Raw genomic sequence first — 14,962 nt, forward strand, 5'->3', positions numbered from 1 at the left:
AAAGCTGCGCAAAGCTTGATTATCTGGCAGCCGGAGGCAGATGGAAATGCCCCGGCCAATGGCCGGGGCAAGGGGCTTACTTGATGCGCTGGCCAGGCTTGGCACCGCTGTCGGGGCTGAGCAGGTAGATTTCTTCACCGCCAGGGCCCGCGGCCATGACCATGCCCTCGGAGATGCCAAAACGCATCTTCCGTGGCTTGAGGTTGGCCACCATCATGGTCAGGCGGCCTTCCAGCTGGGACGGGTCCGGGTAGGCCGACTTGATGCCCGAGAACACGTTGCGGCGCTCATCGCCGATATCCAGGGTCAGCTGCAGCAGCTTGTCGGCACCCGGCACGGCCTCGGCCTTGACGATCAGGGCCACGCGCAGGTCGACGGCGGCGAAGGTGTCGAACTCGATCTCGTCCGCCAGCGGGTCCTTGGCCAGTTCGCCATTGCCGGCCGGGGCGACCTTGGCTTCGGCGGCCAGCAGGTCTTCCTTGCTGGCGGCGACCATGGCTTCGACCTTGGCCGGTTCGATACGGCTCATCAGGGCCTTGAACGGGTTGAGGGTGTGGTGTTCCAGGCGCGAGGCGTGGTCGTTCCAGGTCAGCGGCGCGACATTGAGGAACGCCTCGGCGTCGGCGGCGAGCACCGGCAGCACCGGCTTGAGGAAGATCACCAGTTGGCGGAACAGGTTGATGCCCTGGGCGCAGATGGCCTGGACTTCATCCTGCTTGCCTTCCTGCTTGGCCAGCGACCACGGCGCCTTGTCGGCGATCCAGGCGTTGGCGCGGTCGGCCAGGGCCATGATTTCGCGCATTGCGCGACCGAAGTCGCGGCCTTCATAGGCCTCGGCAATCGACGGGGCGGCGGCGCGGAAGGCTTCGCTGAGTTCCGGCGCGGCGTCGCCGGCGACCATCACCCCAGCATTGCCTTTGTGGATGAAACCGGCGCAACGGCTGGCGATGTTGACCACCTTGCCGACCAGGTCGGAGTTGACCTTCTGCACGAAGTCCTCGAGGTTCAGGTCGAGGTCGTCGACGCCACGGCCGAGCTTGGCGGCGTAGTAGTAGCGCAGGTATTCCGGCTGCAGGTGGTCGAGGTAGGTGCGCGCCTTGATGAAGGTGCCGCGCGACTTGGACATCTTCGCGCCATTGACGGTCAGGTAGCCGTGCACGTTGACCGCGGTCGGCTTGCGCAGGCCCGCGCCTTCAAGCATGGCCGGCCAGAACAGGGCGTGGAAGTTGACGATGTCCTTGCCGATGAAGTGGTACAGCTCGGCCTGCGAGCCTTGGTTCCAGAAGGCGTCGAAGTCCAGCTCCGGACGGCGTGCGCAGAGGTTCTTGAAGCTGGCCATGTAGCCGATCGGCGCGTCCAGCCAGACATAGAAATACTTGCCCGGCTCGCCTGGAATTTCGAAGCCGAAGTACGGCGCGTCACGGGAGATGTCCCATTCCTGCAGGCCCGAGTCCAGCCATTCGGCGAGCTTGTTGGCCACGGCGTCCTGCAGGGTGCCACTGCGGGTCCACTGCTGCAGCATGGCCTGGAAGTCCGGCAGCTTGAAGAAGAAGTGCTGGGAGTCGCGCAGCACCGGCGTGGCGCCGGAGATCGCCGACTTGGGGTTCTTCAGCTCGGTCGGGGCGTAGGTGGCGCCGCACTTTTCGCAGTTGTCGCCGTATTGGTCCTCGGCCGCGCACTTGGGGCAGGTGCCCTTGATGAAGCGGTCTGCGAGGAACATGCCCTTCTCAGGGTCGAAGTACTGGGTCACGGAGCGGGTGGCAATGTGCCCGGCGTCGCGCAGGCGGCCGTAGATCATTGCCGAGAGTTCGCGGTTCTCTTCGCTGTGGGTGGAATGGAAATTGTCGAAATCCACCAGGAAGTCGGCGAAGTCGCTGCTGTGCTCGGCCTGGACCTGGGCGATCAGTTGCTCCGGGGTGATGCCTTCCTTTTCGGCGCGCAGCATGATGGCCGAGCCGTGGGCGTCGTCGGCGCAGACATAGATGCACTGGTTGCCACGCATTTTCTGGAAGCGTACCCACATGTCCGTCTGGATGTACTCGAGCATATGGCCAAGGTGGATGGATCCATTGGCATAGGGCAGGGCGCTGGTGACGAGAATCTGACGTGGCTCGGACATGGTGGCTCGGCTACTTATCTGGCTCAGGTAAAAAATGAGGGTGATCGACCACTATAAAGGGCTGGCGAATTTATTTCACCCCGCGTGCGCATCTGCTGACGATTGACGGGTTAGCATAGGCGCCTGTTCGTATTCCGTTTGCCAATGGGAGCCTCCATGAGTGCCGTCACCCGTGCCGCCGTCGAAGGCGTGCTTCGCCAGTACACCGATCCCTACCTGAACCAGGACCCGGTCAGCGCCGGTTGCGTGCGCGCCATCGATATCCAGGGCGGGCAGGTCAAGGTGCAGTTGCAACTGGGTTATGCCGCCGGGTTGTTCAAGGGCGGCTGGGCTCAGGTGCTGCAGACCGCCCTGGAGAACCTGGAGGGCGTGACCTCGGCCCAGGTGAGCATCGACTGCGTGATCGCCACCCACAAGGCCCAGGCCCAGGTGCCTGCCCTGGCCAATGTGAAGAATGTCATCGCCGTGGCCTCGGGCAAGGGCGGGGTCGGCAAGTCGACCACCGCGGCCAACCTGGCCCTGGCCCTGGCCCGCGAAGGCGCCCGGGTCGGCATCCTCGACGCCGATATCTATGGCCCGAGCCAGGGCGTGATGTTCGGCATCGCCGAAGGCACCCGCCCGCAGATCCGTGAGCAGAAGTGGTTCGTGCCGATCAAGGCCCATGGTGTCGAGGTGATGTCCATGGCCTTTCTCACCGACGACAACACGCCGATGGTCTGGCGCGGCCCGATGGTCTCCGGCGCGCTGCTGCAACTGGTGACCCAGACTGCCTGGGACGACCTCGACTACCTGGTGATCGACATGCCGCCGGGCACTGGCGATATCCAGCTGACCCTGGCGCAGAAGGTGCCGGTGGCCGGTTCGGTGATCGTCACCACGCCGCAGGACCTGGCGCTGCTGGATGCGAAAAAAGGCGTGGAGATGTTCCGCAAGGTCAATATCCCGGTGCTGGGCGTGGTGGAGAACATGGCCGTGCATATCTGCTCGAACTGTGGCCATGCCGAGCACCTGTTCGGTGAGGGCGGCGGCGAGAAGCTGGCGGCACAGTACGGCGTCGAGCTGCTGGCGTCGTTGCCGCTGTCGATGTTGATCCGTGAGCAGGCCGACAGCGGCAAGCCGACCGCCATCGCCGAGCCGGAAAGCCAGATCGCGATGGTCTACCAGGAGCTGGCGCGGCAGGTGGGCGCTCGCATCGTATTGCAGGAGGCCGCGGCCCCGGCAATGCCAAGCATTACCATCAGCGAGGACTGACGCGTTACCTGTAGGAGCGGCCTTGTGCCGCGAAAGGGGTGCGAAGCGCCCCAGAATCTGTGTATCAAGCAGGTATTGCCGGGGCCGCTCTGCGGCCCTTTCGCGACACAAGGCCGCTCCTACAGGGGCCGGCGGATAGCTTTCGAGCAGGCACAAAAAAACCCGCCAATGGCGGGTTTTTTTTGAAAGCGAGGAAGCGAGATCGACTTAGGCGATCTGAACTTCTTCAGCCTGCATGCCTTTCTGGCCGCGGGTAGCGACGAAAGTAACAGCCTGGCCTTCTTTCAGGGTTTTGAAGCCGTCAGCTTGGATGGCTTTGAAGTGCACGAACAGGTCGTCGCCCGACTGAGGGGTGATGAAGCCGTAGCCCTTCTCATCGTTGAACCACTTAACAACACCGGATTGACGGTTGGACATTTTTCTGTCTCCTTGGACAAAGTTGATAACGGTCAGGAAACACCCTGACCGGGACTGAGCGCAAAGAGAGCAGAAAATTCAGCGATGGGCCGATCAGGATCGTGCATCAAACTAGAGATTCTCGGTGTCACGTGCAGCACAGTGGCGCCACCTTAACCCACTTTCCACAACCTGCCAATGGCCAAGAAGCGCTTTGATGAAATTCGGATCGGCGGCCTGTGCAGCCCCCGTCCGGCGCGGGATCAGGTCAGGAAACTTTAACCCGGGCGTCGGGACCGGTAAGATGCGCATCTTGTTTTTCACCCCGCACTCTTTCAGGACACCCCGCCATGAGCATCAAATCGGACAAGTGGATTCGCCGCATGGCGCAGGAACACGGCATGATCGAACCGTTCGTCGAGCGCCAGGTGCGTGGCGAGCAGGACAGCCGGGTCATTTCCTTCGGCGTTTCCAGCTACGGCTACGACGTGCGCTGCGCCGATGAATTCAAGGTGTTCACCAACATCAACTCGGCCACCGTCGATCCGAAGAATTTCGACGCCGGCAGCTTCGTCGACATCAAGAGCGATGTCTGCATCATCCCGCCGAACTCCTTCGCCCTGGCCCGCACCGTCGAGTACTTCCGCATTCCGCGCGATGTGCTGACCATCTGCCTGGGTAAGAGCACCTACGCCCGTTGTGGCATCATCGTCAACGTCACCCCGCTGGAACCCGAGTGGGAAGGCCACGTGACCCTGGAGTTCTCCAACACCACCACGTTGCCGGCGAAGATCTACGCCAACGAAGGCGTGGCGCAGATGCTGTTCCTGCAATCCGACGAAGAATGCGAAGTCTCGTACAAGGATCGTGGCGGCAAGTACCAAGGCCAGCGCGGCGTCACCCTGCCACGCACCTGAGCCGACCAAACGCGGGGAATTGTTTCTCCGCCTGGCACTCCAACAGGTGAATAGCCCTGGTGCGCACGACGCGCGCCGGGCCTCGCCAGGAGCCGCCGATGAAACTCGACCCCGCCATCAGTGCCAAGCTGGCCGTCCTGCAGCCGAACCAGATCGGCTTGCCGGTATGGTCGCTGTTGGCCCACCCGCCGATCGCCACGCCGATTCCCATGCAGGCCGGTGGTGTACCGCACCAGCCTGATCCCGACACGCCTCAACCGCCGGAACCCGGTGAGCATCCGCCCATGGAGCCTGGCGAGCCGACCCTGCCTGATGAGCCGCCACCGGCCCCGGTGGCCTGAGCGGCCTCAGTTGCCCAGTAGGTAACCGCTGCGGCAGATCTGCTCACCGGCTACATGGGCGACGACCATGCCCGCCGTGGCCATGCGCCGCACACTGCGCGCATACATCAGCCCGGCCTGGCTGTTGCGCAGCGGGGTAACCCGGTCGCTGAGCGGGTCGATGACTTCAGCGACCAGTTGACCTGCCTCCAGGTACTGCCCTGGCTTGGCATGAAACACCAGCAGGCCGCCGAGTGGCGCGGTCACCGGCTCCACCGCCGCCAGGGGCGTGGCGGGTTGGCGCAGGGCGGGCAGCGGGGCAGGTTGGCCCTCGATGACGCCGCTGTGGGTGAGGAAATCGAGGATCGCCTGGCAGTCCTGGGTCGCCAGGGCATGGCTGACGTCGGCCTGGCCGCGTAGCTCAATGGTCACCGAGAAGCTGCCCTGAGGAATCGGGAAGCGCTTGCCGAAGCGCTGCTGCAGTTGCCACCAGACCAGGCTGAAACATTCGTCGAACGATTGCCCGCCGGAATCGGTGGCCAGCAGGCTGGCTTGCACGCCGAGGTAACGGGCCAGCGGCTCGACCTGCGGCCAGGCCTCGGGCGTGGTGTACAGGTGTTCGACCGCTTCGAAGTCGCAGTGCAGGTCGAGCACCATGTCGGCGTCGCAGGCCAGGCGTTGCAGGGTCAGGCGCTGCGACTGCAGTGGTGTGCGCGGCGCGTGTGCATCCAGGCCGCGGCGCAGGTATTCGCGGATCAAGGCCAGGTTGTGCGCGGGGTCCTGGGTGAGGTGGGCCTCGACCTGGTCGCCAATGCTGTCCGACAGGTCGACGAAATGGCGGTTGAAGTTCTCTCCGCTCTGTAGCTCGAAGCGGCCCAGCGGCGCATCCAGCAGTACCTGTTCCAGGCCAACGGGGTTGGCGACCGGCACCAGGATTACTTCGCGTTGCAGGCGCCCTTGTTGTTCCAGTTCGCCCAGGCGTTGCTTGAGATGCCAGGCCACCAGCATGCCCGGCAGTTCGTCGGCGTGCAGCGAGGCCTGGATGTACACCTTGGCGCCACCGCGTGGGCCGAAGTGAAAACTGTGCAGCTGGCGGGCGATGCCCGGGACGGGGGACAGCAGGTCATGGGTCGAATGGTGCATGGTGGTCCTGGTCGGAGCGTCTGCGGTAGGGGCTGGGATCAAGGATAGAAGCACAACTTGCGCTGGGGTGCATCATTTGCCGTGTGCGCCAAGGCGAAGCCAAGCATCGCGTCGCCTGGTTCGCCAGCAAGGCTGGCTCCTACAGGTGACGCGCATGGCTTGAGGCCCGTGGGAGCGGGTTCACCCGCGAACACCGGCGCAGCCGGTGCCAGCCACTGCGGGCGCTTGCTTCACGGGGGCGCCCTGCCAGCGAAAGGCCGGCCGCTATGTCCTGTCCGTTTTACCTACCTACCCGGCACCAGCGTCAGGCGCTGGCTGCCATATGCCCGGGCGAAGTTCTGCGGTTGCAGCGGCAAGCTCATGAAGCGCCCCTTGAACCAGGCATCCAGCCCGTCGCTGTAGTGGCGGCTGGCCGGGTTGCCGGATTGACCACTGCTGGTCAGCAGCTGCAGGGGTTCGGCCTGGCCGAAGTCCACGACCATGCGCGCCGAGGCTGGTAGTTGGCTGTCGAAGCGGCTGCCCCAGGCGTACGGGGTCAGGGCCAGGGTACTGAAGTCGCCACCGGCGGCCAGCGGCGCACGGCCCAGGTTGTCGCCCAGGCCTTGGTAGTTCGGCGTCGGCCAACGATATTGGTGCAACTTGCCCCATTGCCAGGCGCGGCGATCGGCCCCCAGTTGCGCGGTGCCGGTGTCGATCGCGGCGGCCAGGCTGCGGGCGAGGATCGTCGGTTTGTCTTCTTTCTGCGCGGTGCCACGGTCGTCCCAGAAGGGGCTGTCCTCGCGCCCTAGCAGGTGGTCGGCTTGGGCCGAGTAGGACAGTTGCGCGTTGCCGACAAACGCCTGCCAGGCCGGGCTGGACTCCGGGCCCAGTTCGTCGAGGAAGGTCTGCCGGGTGACTTCCTGAAGGAACAACTCATACAGTGCGGCATCCGCCGAGACCGGGCTCAAGCGGCCATCGAAGGCCTTGAGCCGGGCCAGCGCGTCGCGGGCCTTGTCGCGCTGGCCGGCGGGCAGGGCGTCGATGGCCTGCTTGAGCGGCTGGGCCATGCCGGGAGCGTCGAACATCTGCTTGAGCTTGTCGGCCAGCAGCGTCACCTGGTCGTTCTGCAGTGCCATCAGGCTGCGGCTGTCGTGGCGTCCATTGCTGGCCAGCTGGGCCAGGCGCTCGGCGCGCTCGGGGTAGTACCAACTGCTCGACAGCTGCATGCCGTAGCCCTTGGGCAGGCTGCGCTGGTTGGCGTGGCCGATGAAACCGTTCGAAGGGTCCTGGTCGTAGGGATGCAGCATGGCGTCGGCGAAGCCATCCCAGTCGTAGCGCCCGTCCCAGCCCGGCGAGGGCAACAGGCCCTGGCCTTCGCGGCGATTGGGGTAGCGGCCACTGACCTGCCAGCCAATATGCTGCGGCTCGGCGAAGACGAAATTGAGGGCCGCGGCGCCGACCTCGCGGGTGCTGTCAAAGGCCTTCTCGATGTTGGTCGCACGGGTCAGGTCGAACAGTGCGTCGAGGCTGCGGTCATCCTTGAGTTGCGGCAGGTGCAGGGCCAGCGCCAGGCTGCCATGACCCGGCAGCAGGGTGCCGTGGCGGGTGTCGTACATCACCTCGCGCTGAGGGCGCTGCCCCCGGACGAAGAAGGTTTCGTTGCGGGCGCGGGCCGTTTGCCACTTGCCATCGGCCAGGTAGCTCAGCTGACTGCCCTGGCGGCGTACTTGTTCGAGGAACAGGTCCTGGTTGTCGGCCATCACTGCGCTGGCGCTCCAGGCCAGCTTGCCGTTGTAGCCGGCCAGCACGATTGGCAGGCCAGGCAGCGCCAGGCCGGCGACCTGGTACTTGCTGGTGTGGATCTGTACCGGGCTCAGTGCCCAGGTGGCGCGGCTGTCGCTGGCCAGCAGGCTCTTGCCGCTGCGCGAGCGTTGCGGGCCCAGGGCCAGGTTGGACGAGCCAGGGGCGCCAAGCAGGCCGAGGTCGGCCAGGCGCTGGCCGGCTGCCGTCAGCGAGGCCAGGCCCGGTAGTTGGCTGGCCAGGTTCAGGCCTTTGAACTTGTCCACCTCGGCTTCGGCCAGCGGTTCGTCGGGGGCGCCGGGCAGCAGCCAGGCCAGTTTGTCGCTGCCAACCTTCTGCGCCAGGGTCAGGGCCGACAGTTCCTCCTGCAGGTTCACCGACTGGCTGAAGGCATACAGGCTGAAGATCAGCGCCGAATCCTCGGGCTTCCAGTACTCCGGGCGATAGCCGCTGCTGGCCAGCTCAGCCGGCAGCTTGTCGCGGTAGCGGAACAGGTAGGCATTGACCCCGCGGGCATACACCTCGAAGAAACGTTTCAAACGCGGCGAGGCATCGGCATAGAGCTGGCCGGCGCTCTGCTTGAGATTGGCCGCGCGCATCAGGCGGTCGATATCCAGTGCCTCGCTGCCGGCCAGTTCCGCCAGGCGGCCCTGGGCCAGCAGACGCATGGCGACCATCTGCCCGATCCGGTCGCCGGCATGTACATAGCCCAGGCTGAACAGCGCGTCATGGAAGTTGCTGCTTTCGATCAACGGCGCGCCCATGGCGTTGCGCCGTACCGAGACGTTCTGCGCCAGGCCCTTGAGCGGTTGCACACCAGTGGTTGGTGGCACGCTGTCCTGGTAGCCACCCAGTTGGCAGCCGGCGAGCGCGAGCATGCCGAGCAACACGGCGGCGCTGCCCAAGCGTGGGCGGAAGGGTGGTAGGACGGGGGCGGCCATGACTAGGCTCCTGCAGGGCGTGGCGGGGTTGTGAAAGGCGCTAAGGTAGTGAGCGCGCAGTCGCCGTGCAAGGTGCCGGGGAGCTTTATTTACAAATGGTCAGCAGCGGCAAGCCGCAAGCTTCAAGCCACGAGAGAAAAGCGCGTACTGCGCCAAACTGTTCTTGCTTGCAGCTTGCAGCTTGCAGCTTGCAGCTTGCAGCTTGCAGCTTACTTGCAGCTTGCAGCTTGCAGCTTACTTGCAGCTTGCAGCTTACTTGCTGCTTTTCAAGCGCCGTGGCACTTCTTGAATTTCTTCTGGCTGCCGCATGGGCAAGGGTCGTTGCGGCCGACGTCCTTCAGGGCGTTGCGCACCGGCTCCTGGTGGCCGTGGTTGCAGTGCGGGCCGTGCACATGGCCGTGGTCATGCTCATGGTGGTGGTCGTGATCGTGGTTGCAGTCGGGGCCATGGACATGGGGTTGCTGGGTCATTGCGCTGTTACTCCGGTTGAAGATCGCCGGGGATTATCTCACCACTGCGTGTCAAGTGCAGGTCCCGATGGACGATCAGCCCGGTGGCCAGCTCGCCGCGCAGCTGATATTGCAGTGGTTGCCCGCCCTTGAGCAGCTTCGCCAAGGGCTTGAGGTGCTGCCAGAGGTTGGTCCGTGCGGTGATCTTGAAGGTTCGCCGGGCATGGCCGCCGACGCTGCGCCAGAGGCTCGCCTCGTCCTCGGCCAGCAGCAGGTCGCCCAGCCTGAGCGAATAGGCCAGGGTTCGAATGAACAGGCGACCGTCGTTGGGGTTGTCGACCTGCAGATGCAGCACGAACTCTTGTTGATGCAGGCGCAGCTTGACTGGCTCGACTTTCACCAGGCGCACCTGCGGTTCGTGCCAGTCGCTGCCGCCCCAGCTGGCGCAGCCGGTCAGCCAGCCCAGCAGCAGGCTCAGGATGAACAGGCGGGCCAGAGGGCGCATGCTCAGCTACCGAGGTAACTGGCGCAGCATTTCTTGAATTTCTGCCCGCTGGCGCAGGGGCAGGGGTCGTTGCGCCCGGCCTTGAGCGGCGCGGTCGGGTCGATGAAGTACCAGCGCCCGGCGTGCTGGACGAACGCCGAGCGTTCGCGGTGCTGGTGGTCGCCCTGCTGGTCATGCCAGCGCGCGGTGAAGGTGACGAAGGCATGCTCGGGCTGGCCGCCCAGCACCTCGGCGCTTTCCACCTCCAACCCCAGCCAGGTGCTCTGCGCGCTCCAGGCGGCGATGCCGGCGCGGTCGAGGTCGGCCTGTTGGGCCGGCAGGGTGGTGGCCACCAGGTAGTCCACCAGGCCCAGGACATAGGCGCTGTAGCGCGAACGCATCAGGGCCTGGGCGTCCGGCGCCGGGGTGCCGGCGTGATAGTGCCCGCAGCAGGCGTCGAGCAGGTTGCCACTGCCGCAAGGGCAGACCGAGACACTCATTGAATCACCACCAGTACTTGCCAAAATTTTCAGGGTTGGCCCAGAACCTGGCGTTGAGCCAGTCAGGGACCTGTTTGTAGTCATGCAGATCATAGGTGAACAGGCTCAGCACTTGCTCGTCGCGCTGGAATTTCTCGCTGGCCGAGAGCGCCAGCGAATAGAAATCGGTGTCCTGCCAGCCGCAGGCGCTCAGGTCCGCCAGTACCGCGACGCGGCTTGCATTGAGGTTGCGGATGCCGCCCAGCAGCTCGAGGCCGGTACGCTTGGGCAGGTGCTCCAGGCAGTCGACCAGTACCGCCAGGTCGAAGCGTTGGGCCGCGTGTTCGCTGGGCAGCGGGCCGGGCGCGGCAACCTCGATCTGGCTGTCGGGGTGAGCAGCGGCGAAGGCCTCGAGGGCCGGGAAGCGGCTGCCCACCAGCAGCAGATGGCGCGGGGTGAAGCGTTCGAGCAGGGCGGCCAGGGCCTGCTGGGGCGTGCGTTGTGAGAAAACGTCGGTCATTGCCATTCCTCGTTCAGATCGCTCAAGACTAGCGGTCCCCGGCGATCGGGCAAAGTGCCGCGTCGCCGCGTCGTGGCTTATTGCTGGCAGAGCGGGGATCGCCGGTCTTTACTCCCAGAGCATCGGTATTGCACCGATTCCCCCTAGGAGAAGCAACAAGATGAGCATAGTACGCACAGCGATACCCCTGGTTCTGCTCACCAGTGTGTTGACTGGTTGTGCAGGTTTGCAGAAAACCGACTGGCCGAAGTGTGCTGCCGTCGGGGGCGTGGGTGGCGCGGCCCTGGGCGCGATCGAGAGTTCCAGCTGGGCCGGCTGGGGCGCCTTGCTCGGTGGCGGCCTGGCGGCCGGCTACTGCTGGGCCCATGGCGATGGCGACGAAGACGGCGATGGCGTGCCGGACAGCCGCGACAAGTGCCCGGGCACCCCGCGCGGGGTGCAAGTCGACGCCAATGGCTGCCCGCCGGAGCCGGCGCCGGTGGTGGAGGAAGTCGTGGTGCAGAAGGAAGAGGTCATCGTCATTCGCGATGTGCATTTCGAGTTCGACTCGGCGCGCCTGACCGCCACCGACAAAGAGCGCCTCAATACCGTCGCGACGCGCCTTAAGCAGGAAGCCCCAAGTGCTCGGCTGAGCGTTTCCGGTCACACCGACAGTGTCGGTTCCGACCGCTACAACCAGAAGCTTTCCGAGCGCCGTGCCCAGTCGGTGACCAGCTACCTGATCGAAAGCGGTGTGCCGCGTGCTAGCTTCGTTTCGGTGGTGGGTGCCGGCGAGACCCAGCCGGTGGCTGATAACGCCACGGCCGATGGCCGCGCGATGAACCGCCGTACCGAGATCAAGATCCAGCGTTGATGGCGTAGCGCCTGTACCTTGAGAAGTGGCGCGGGCGCGTCTTTACTCCTGTGTGACCGGTAGCGGCCGGTGACACAGGAGCATTCACCATGCGTGTTTTGTCGAAGGCGGCACTGCCGCTGGTGGTGGCCACGAGCCTGCTGGCAGGTTGCGCCACCCACAGCGACGGCAGTGCGCCCCTCAATCAAAGGACCTGGCCCATCTGCAGCCTGCTTGGCGGGCTGGTCGGCGGTGGCCTGGGGGCCATCGAGAGTTCCAGTTGGGCGGCTGGCGCCGGTGCTGCCGGGGTGATCGCCGGTGGCTTGATCTGCTATGCCCAGGACGGCGACGAGGATGGCGATGGCGTCTTCGACCGTCGCGACCGATGCCCGGACACCCCGGCGGGGACGTCGGTCGATCACATGGGCTGCCCGTTGCCGCAGTATCCCGCGTCGGCTCCGGCGCCTGCGCCTGTAGCGACCCCTGAAGTCATCACCCTGGACGATCAGGGCCAGGTGCTGTTCGCCTTTGACTCCGCCGAACTCACCGCCGGTGCCCAGCAGCGTCTGCACAGCCTGCTGCCCAAGCTCAACGACCCCAGCGTGACCAGCGTCAAGGTGGTTGGCCACACCGACAGCGTAGGCTCGGACAGTTACAACCAGAAACTATCCGAGCGCCGTGCCAGCAGTGTGGCCGAGTACCTGATCAGCCAGGGACTGGCACCGACCAAGGTGACCAGCCAAGGGCGTGGCGAGGCGGAGCCGGTGGCCGACAACGACACTGACGAAGGCCGCGCGCACAATCGACGGGTGGAATTGCACTTGAACTGACCCCTCTGGCGCGCGCCCCGGCCCTAGGGTTACTGTTGTCGGCACGGTCCGTTTGCACGGACCGCGCCGACATAACAACAAATCATTGGGGGCGGCTGTATGACGTTCATCCTGGGCCTGGGCAAGGCCCTGACGGTGGTGTTCTGGTGGGTGGTGCTGGTCAATCTGTTCATGCCGCAGCCCTTGCCTTTCAACCTGTTGATCAATGCCGCGGGGATCTTCCTGCTCTCTTTGCATGTGCTCGAGGTGCTGTTTTTCAATGGCAGCTTGCGCGGGCGCAGCCATCGCTGGTTCGACCGGTTGCAGATCCTGCTGACCGGCATTTTCCATGTCATGTCCATCCCACGGTCGCAGGAGGCGCCGAGCCATGCGTAAATTGATGTTGCTGGCCGCATTGATCACCCCCATGGCCCAGGCCGAGAGCCTTGAAGTCGCCGCCCATTCGATGCTGCGCCTGCCCAACAAGTCGGCCAGCGTGCACCTGGAGCAGCTACGGGTGGCCGACTCGGCAACCTTGCTGTTGCCGGCCAGCCTGACCGAACTGAAGATCGACCGGCTCGAGTTAGGGCGTGATGCGCGCATTGCCATTGCTCCGGCGGAGCATGAGCTGAATATCGTGGCGGGCCATGCCGTGTTGGCCGAAGGCAGCGAGTTCAGTGCGCCGGGTGCGCCCGGTACCTACGAGCGTGCGGCGAGGCCGGGGCGCAACCTGGATCTGCGGCTGGAGGCGCTGGAGGCCGAGCGGTTGGCCATCGATGCCCGGGGTGGGGCGGGGGCGCCTGGGTACTTCGGGCTCGATGGTGCCAATGGCACGCCGGGTGGTTGCACCTGGGGCCAGGCCAGTCGTGGGGCCAATGGCGATGATGGGGGTAATGGCCATGATGGCGCGGCGGGTGGGCGGATTCGCCTGAGTGTGCCTGAGGGGTTCGCCCAGGAGCGGATCGTGGTTCGGCTTGATGGCGGGGCGCCGGGGAAGCCGGGGGCTGCGGGCAAGGCGGGGCGGGGTGGGGTCAGTAAGGGGTGTTTGGTCTATAGCACCGATGCTGGGGCCAATGGGCGGCCTGGGCAGGCCGGGCAGCCTGGGTTGGCTGGGGCTTCTGGGGAGTTGATTCTGCAGCGGCTTTGAGTGGGTCGAAATATTGTTGTTTGGTTGTTTGGTTGTTTGGTTGTTTTGAGTTTTTTATGCGCATTCATTTGCTATGTCGACGCTTATTCACCTTTCCGCCCTTACGGCGGGTTACTTTGGTCGTAACTCGCCGTCCGCGGCCAAAGTAACCAAAGCCGTTGCGCTCCATTCATCCGTCCCGCTCGTGGCGGGATTCCCTCACTCCGGCCTTGCTCCCGGGAGGACCGCGCTGTAGGGCCCATCCTGGGTCCCAGCGCTTGACGGGCATCCATGCCCGTCACCTCCCTCCGCAAGGCCTGCGTTCGGCCTCCTGAAGTCGCGAAGTTAGGGGCGGCGCCTGGACTGGCGCAGCTGTCGCTAGTTGCATATCTGTGATCTTCAAGGCCCTTTCGCGGGCCAGCCCGCTCCCACAGGAGAGTAGTGGAAGTTGAAAATATGCATAACCCTGTGGGAGCGGGTTTACCCGCGAAAGGGCCGGAGCAGTCAATATTTAAATAACTGCCAGAAATCAATTTAAAACTTCCGCTCTTGCTCTTGCTTCTAAGCGCGCGATAGTTCAGGCGCCGCCAATTGCGACTTCAGGAGGCCGAGCGGAGTTCTTGCGGAGGGAGGTGACGGGCATGGATGCCCGTCAAGCGCTGCGCCCCAGGATGGGGCGTTCAGCGCGGTCCTCCCGGGAGCAAGAACGTAGCGAGGGGACCCCGGAGCGCAGCGTAGGGGCCGGATGAACGGAGCGGAACGGTTTTGCCTACTTTTGCCAAGACAAAAGTAGGCCGCCGCAAGGGCGGAAAGGTGACTAAAAGTCGCTATCGTCTACGAATGTGTTTGCAAAAATCAAAACAATCATCTTTGAAGCCGAAGCCGAAGCCGAATCCAACACCCTCAAACCAAAACCCGCGAACTCGCCACCCCCACCACCAAAACCCCAATCAACAAATTAACCCCCACCAACCGCCGGATCCTCCCCAACACCCCAGCACCGGCAGCCCAATCCTCGGCCTGCACCGCCGCCCGCAGCTCGGGCAACAACAACCCCTGAACCCGCATGAACAACGCAAACATGACAATCCCCCCGCCAATCATCACCTGGACATAGCGAGGCGCGGTCTCGAACCCGGCAAACCGCAGGTGGATCATGCCGACTCCACTGACCGCCAACACCGCCACCGCCAGCCAGACCCATCTGAAGAACCGCTGGAAAACTTCCACCCACAACCGCAGCCGCGCCGGCCCTTCGAGGGCGGCGACCGTGGCCGGGCGCAGTACCAGCCAGGCGAAGAACATCCCGCCGACCCAGACAAGGGCGGCCAGGACATGCAAGGTGTAGGGCAGGGCAAAGGCGAGCATCCGGATCTCCATGCGGCACAAAGGGCAAT

The 14,962-nt window shown here is 64.6% G+C and carries 16 protein-coding genes; 7 read left to right on the forward strand and 9 right to left on the reverse strand.

Translation table 11 applies throughout. From position 1 onward, the window contains the following. Window positions 1-76 precede the first annotated feature (76 nt). Window positions 77-2,119, reverse strand: a complete 2,043-nt coding sequence (gene metG / locus HU772_RS05740; RefSeq protein WP_186662573.1) for a methionine--tRNA ligase — start codon at window positions 2,117-2,119, stop codon at window positions 77-79. 156 nt (window positions 2,120-2,275) lie between these two features. Between metG and apbC the strand changes: the two genes are divergently transcribed. Beyond that, complete coding sequence (gene apbC, locus HU772_RS05745; protein ID WP_186662572.1) at window positions 2,276-3,370, forward strand: iron-sulfur cluster carrier protein ApbC; 1,095 nt, start codon at window positions 2,276-2,278, stop codon at window positions 3,368-3,370. Between the two features lie 207 nt (window positions 3,371-3,577). On the opposite strand, the gene HU772_RS05750 is transcribed toward apbC, so the two are convergent. Continuing rightward, complete coding sequence (locus tag HU772_RS05750; protein WP_003254922.1) at window positions 3,578-3,787, reverse strand: cold-shock protein; 210 nt, start codon at window positions 3,785-3,787, stop codon at window positions 3,578-3,580. Between the two features lie 329 nt (window positions 3,788-4,116). Between HU772_RS05750 and dcd the strand changes: the two genes are divergently transcribed. Both dcd and HU772_RS05760 read left to right on the forward strand, forming a co-directional pair. Next, window positions 4,117-4,683 carry a dCTP deaminase gene (gene dcd / locus HU772_RS05755; RefSeq protein WP_003258001.1) on the forward strand — a complete coding sequence of 189 codons (567 nt, stop codon included), beginning with the start codon at window positions 4,117-4,119 and terminating at the stop codon, window positions 4,681-4,683. Between the two features lie 98 nt (window positions 4,684-4,781). After that, window positions 4,782-5,024, forward strand: a complete 243-nt coding sequence (locus HU772_RS05760) for a hypothetical protein (RefSeq protein WP_134693645.1) — start codon at window positions 4,782-4,784, stop codon at window positions 5,022-5,024. Between the two features lie 6 nt (window positions 5,025-5,030). On the opposite strand, the gene HU772_RS05765 is transcribed toward HU772_RS05760, so the two are convergent. The 6 genes from HU772_RS05765 to HU772_RS05790 form a co-directional block, all read right to left on the reverse strand. Beyond that, a complete protein-coding gene (locus HU772_RS05765) occupies window positions 5,031-6,146 on the reverse strand; it encodes a succinylglutamate desuccinylase/aspartoacylase family protein (protein ID WP_186662571.1) in 1,116 nt (371 codons plus the stop codon). A gap of 284 nt (window positions 6,147-6,430) precedes the next feature. Then, entirely contained in the window at window positions 6,431-8,866 is a 2,436-nt protein-coding gene (locus HU772_RS05770) for a penicillin acylase family protein (protein WP_186662570.1), read from the reverse strand. 266 nt (window positions 8,867-9,132) lie between these two features. Next, window positions 9,133-9,336 (reverse strand): SEC-C metal-binding domain-containing protein, encoded by a 204-nt coding sequence (locus HU772_RS05775; protein ID WP_186662569.1) that lies wholly within the window; start codon window positions 9,334-9,336, stop codon window positions 9,133-9,135. Window positions 9,337-9,343: 7 nt separating this feature from the next. Beyond that, window positions 9,344-9,820 (reverse strand): LEA/WHy family protein, encoded by a 477-nt coding sequence (locus HU772_RS05780; protein ID WP_186662568.1) that lies wholly within the window; start codon window positions 9,818-9,820, stop codon window positions 9,344-9,346. Between the two features lie 2 nt (window positions 9,821-9,822). After that, complete coding sequence (locus HU772_RS05785) at window positions 9,823-10,299, reverse strand: YchJ family protein (RefSeq protein WP_186662567.1); 477 nt, start codon at window positions 10,297-10,299, stop codon at window positions 9,823-9,825. Window positions 10,300-10,303: 4 nt separating this feature from the next. Further along, entirely contained in the window at window positions 10,304-10,798 is a 495-nt protein-coding gene (locus HU772_RS05790) for a DUF6231 family protein (RefSeq protein WP_186662566.1), read from the reverse strand. A 160-nt stretch (window positions 10,799-10,958) separates the two neighbouring features. On the opposite strand from HU772_RS05790, the gene HU772_RS05795 reads away from it, so the two are divergent. From HU772_RS05795 to HU772_RS05810, 4 genes are all read left to right on the forward strand, one after another. After that, window positions 10,959-11,651 carry a PA1041 family peptidoglycan-binding anchor lipoprotein gene (locus HU772_RS05795; RefSeq protein WP_186662565.1) on the forward strand — a complete coding sequence of 231 codons (693 nt, stop codon included), beginning with the start codon at window positions 10,959-10,961 and terminating at the stop codon, window positions 11,649-11,651. 89 nt (window positions 11,652-11,740) lie between these two features. After that, the gene (locus HU772_RS05800; protein ID WP_186662564.1) at window positions 11,741-12,460 is read left to right on the forward strand and encodes a PA1041 family peptidoglycan-binding anchor lipoprotein; all 720 of its coding nucleotides are present in this window, start codon (window positions 11,741-11,743) and stop codon (window positions 12,458-12,460) included. Between the two features lie 99 nt (window positions 12,461-12,559). After that, window positions 12,560-12,835 carry a DUF1145 domain-containing protein gene (locus HU772_RS05805; protein WP_186662563.1) on the forward strand — a complete coding sequence of 92 codons (276 nt, stop codon included), beginning with the start codon at window positions 12,560-12,562 and terminating at the stop codon, window positions 12,833-12,835. Then, the gene (locus HU772_RS05810; RefSeq protein WP_217858759.1) at window positions 12,828-13,586 is read left to right on the forward strand and encodes a collagen-like protein; all 759 of its coding nucleotides are present in this window, start codon (window positions 12,828-12,830) and stop codon (window positions 13,584-13,586) included. The genes HU772_RS05805 and HU772_RS05810 overlap by 8 nt, the downstream gene beginning before the upstream one ends. A gap of 882 nt (window positions 13,587-14,468) precedes the next feature. Here HU772_RS05810 and HU772_RS05815 read toward each other — a convergent pair. After that, window positions 14,469-14,933 carry a CopD family protein gene (locus tag HU772_RS05815; protein ID WP_186662267.1) on the reverse strand — a complete coding sequence of 155 codons (465 nt, stop codon included), beginning with the start codon at window positions 14,931-14,933 and terminating at the stop codon, window positions 14,469-14,471. Between the last annotated feature and the right edge of the window lie 29 nt (window positions 14,934-14,962).

Origin of the sequence: Pseudomonas xantholysinigenes (genome assembly GCF_014268885.2) — a bacterium.
Lineage (GTDB): Bacteria > Pseudomonadota > Gammaproteobacteria > Pseudomonadales > Pseudomonadaceae > Aquipseudomonas > Aquipseudomonas xantholysinigenes.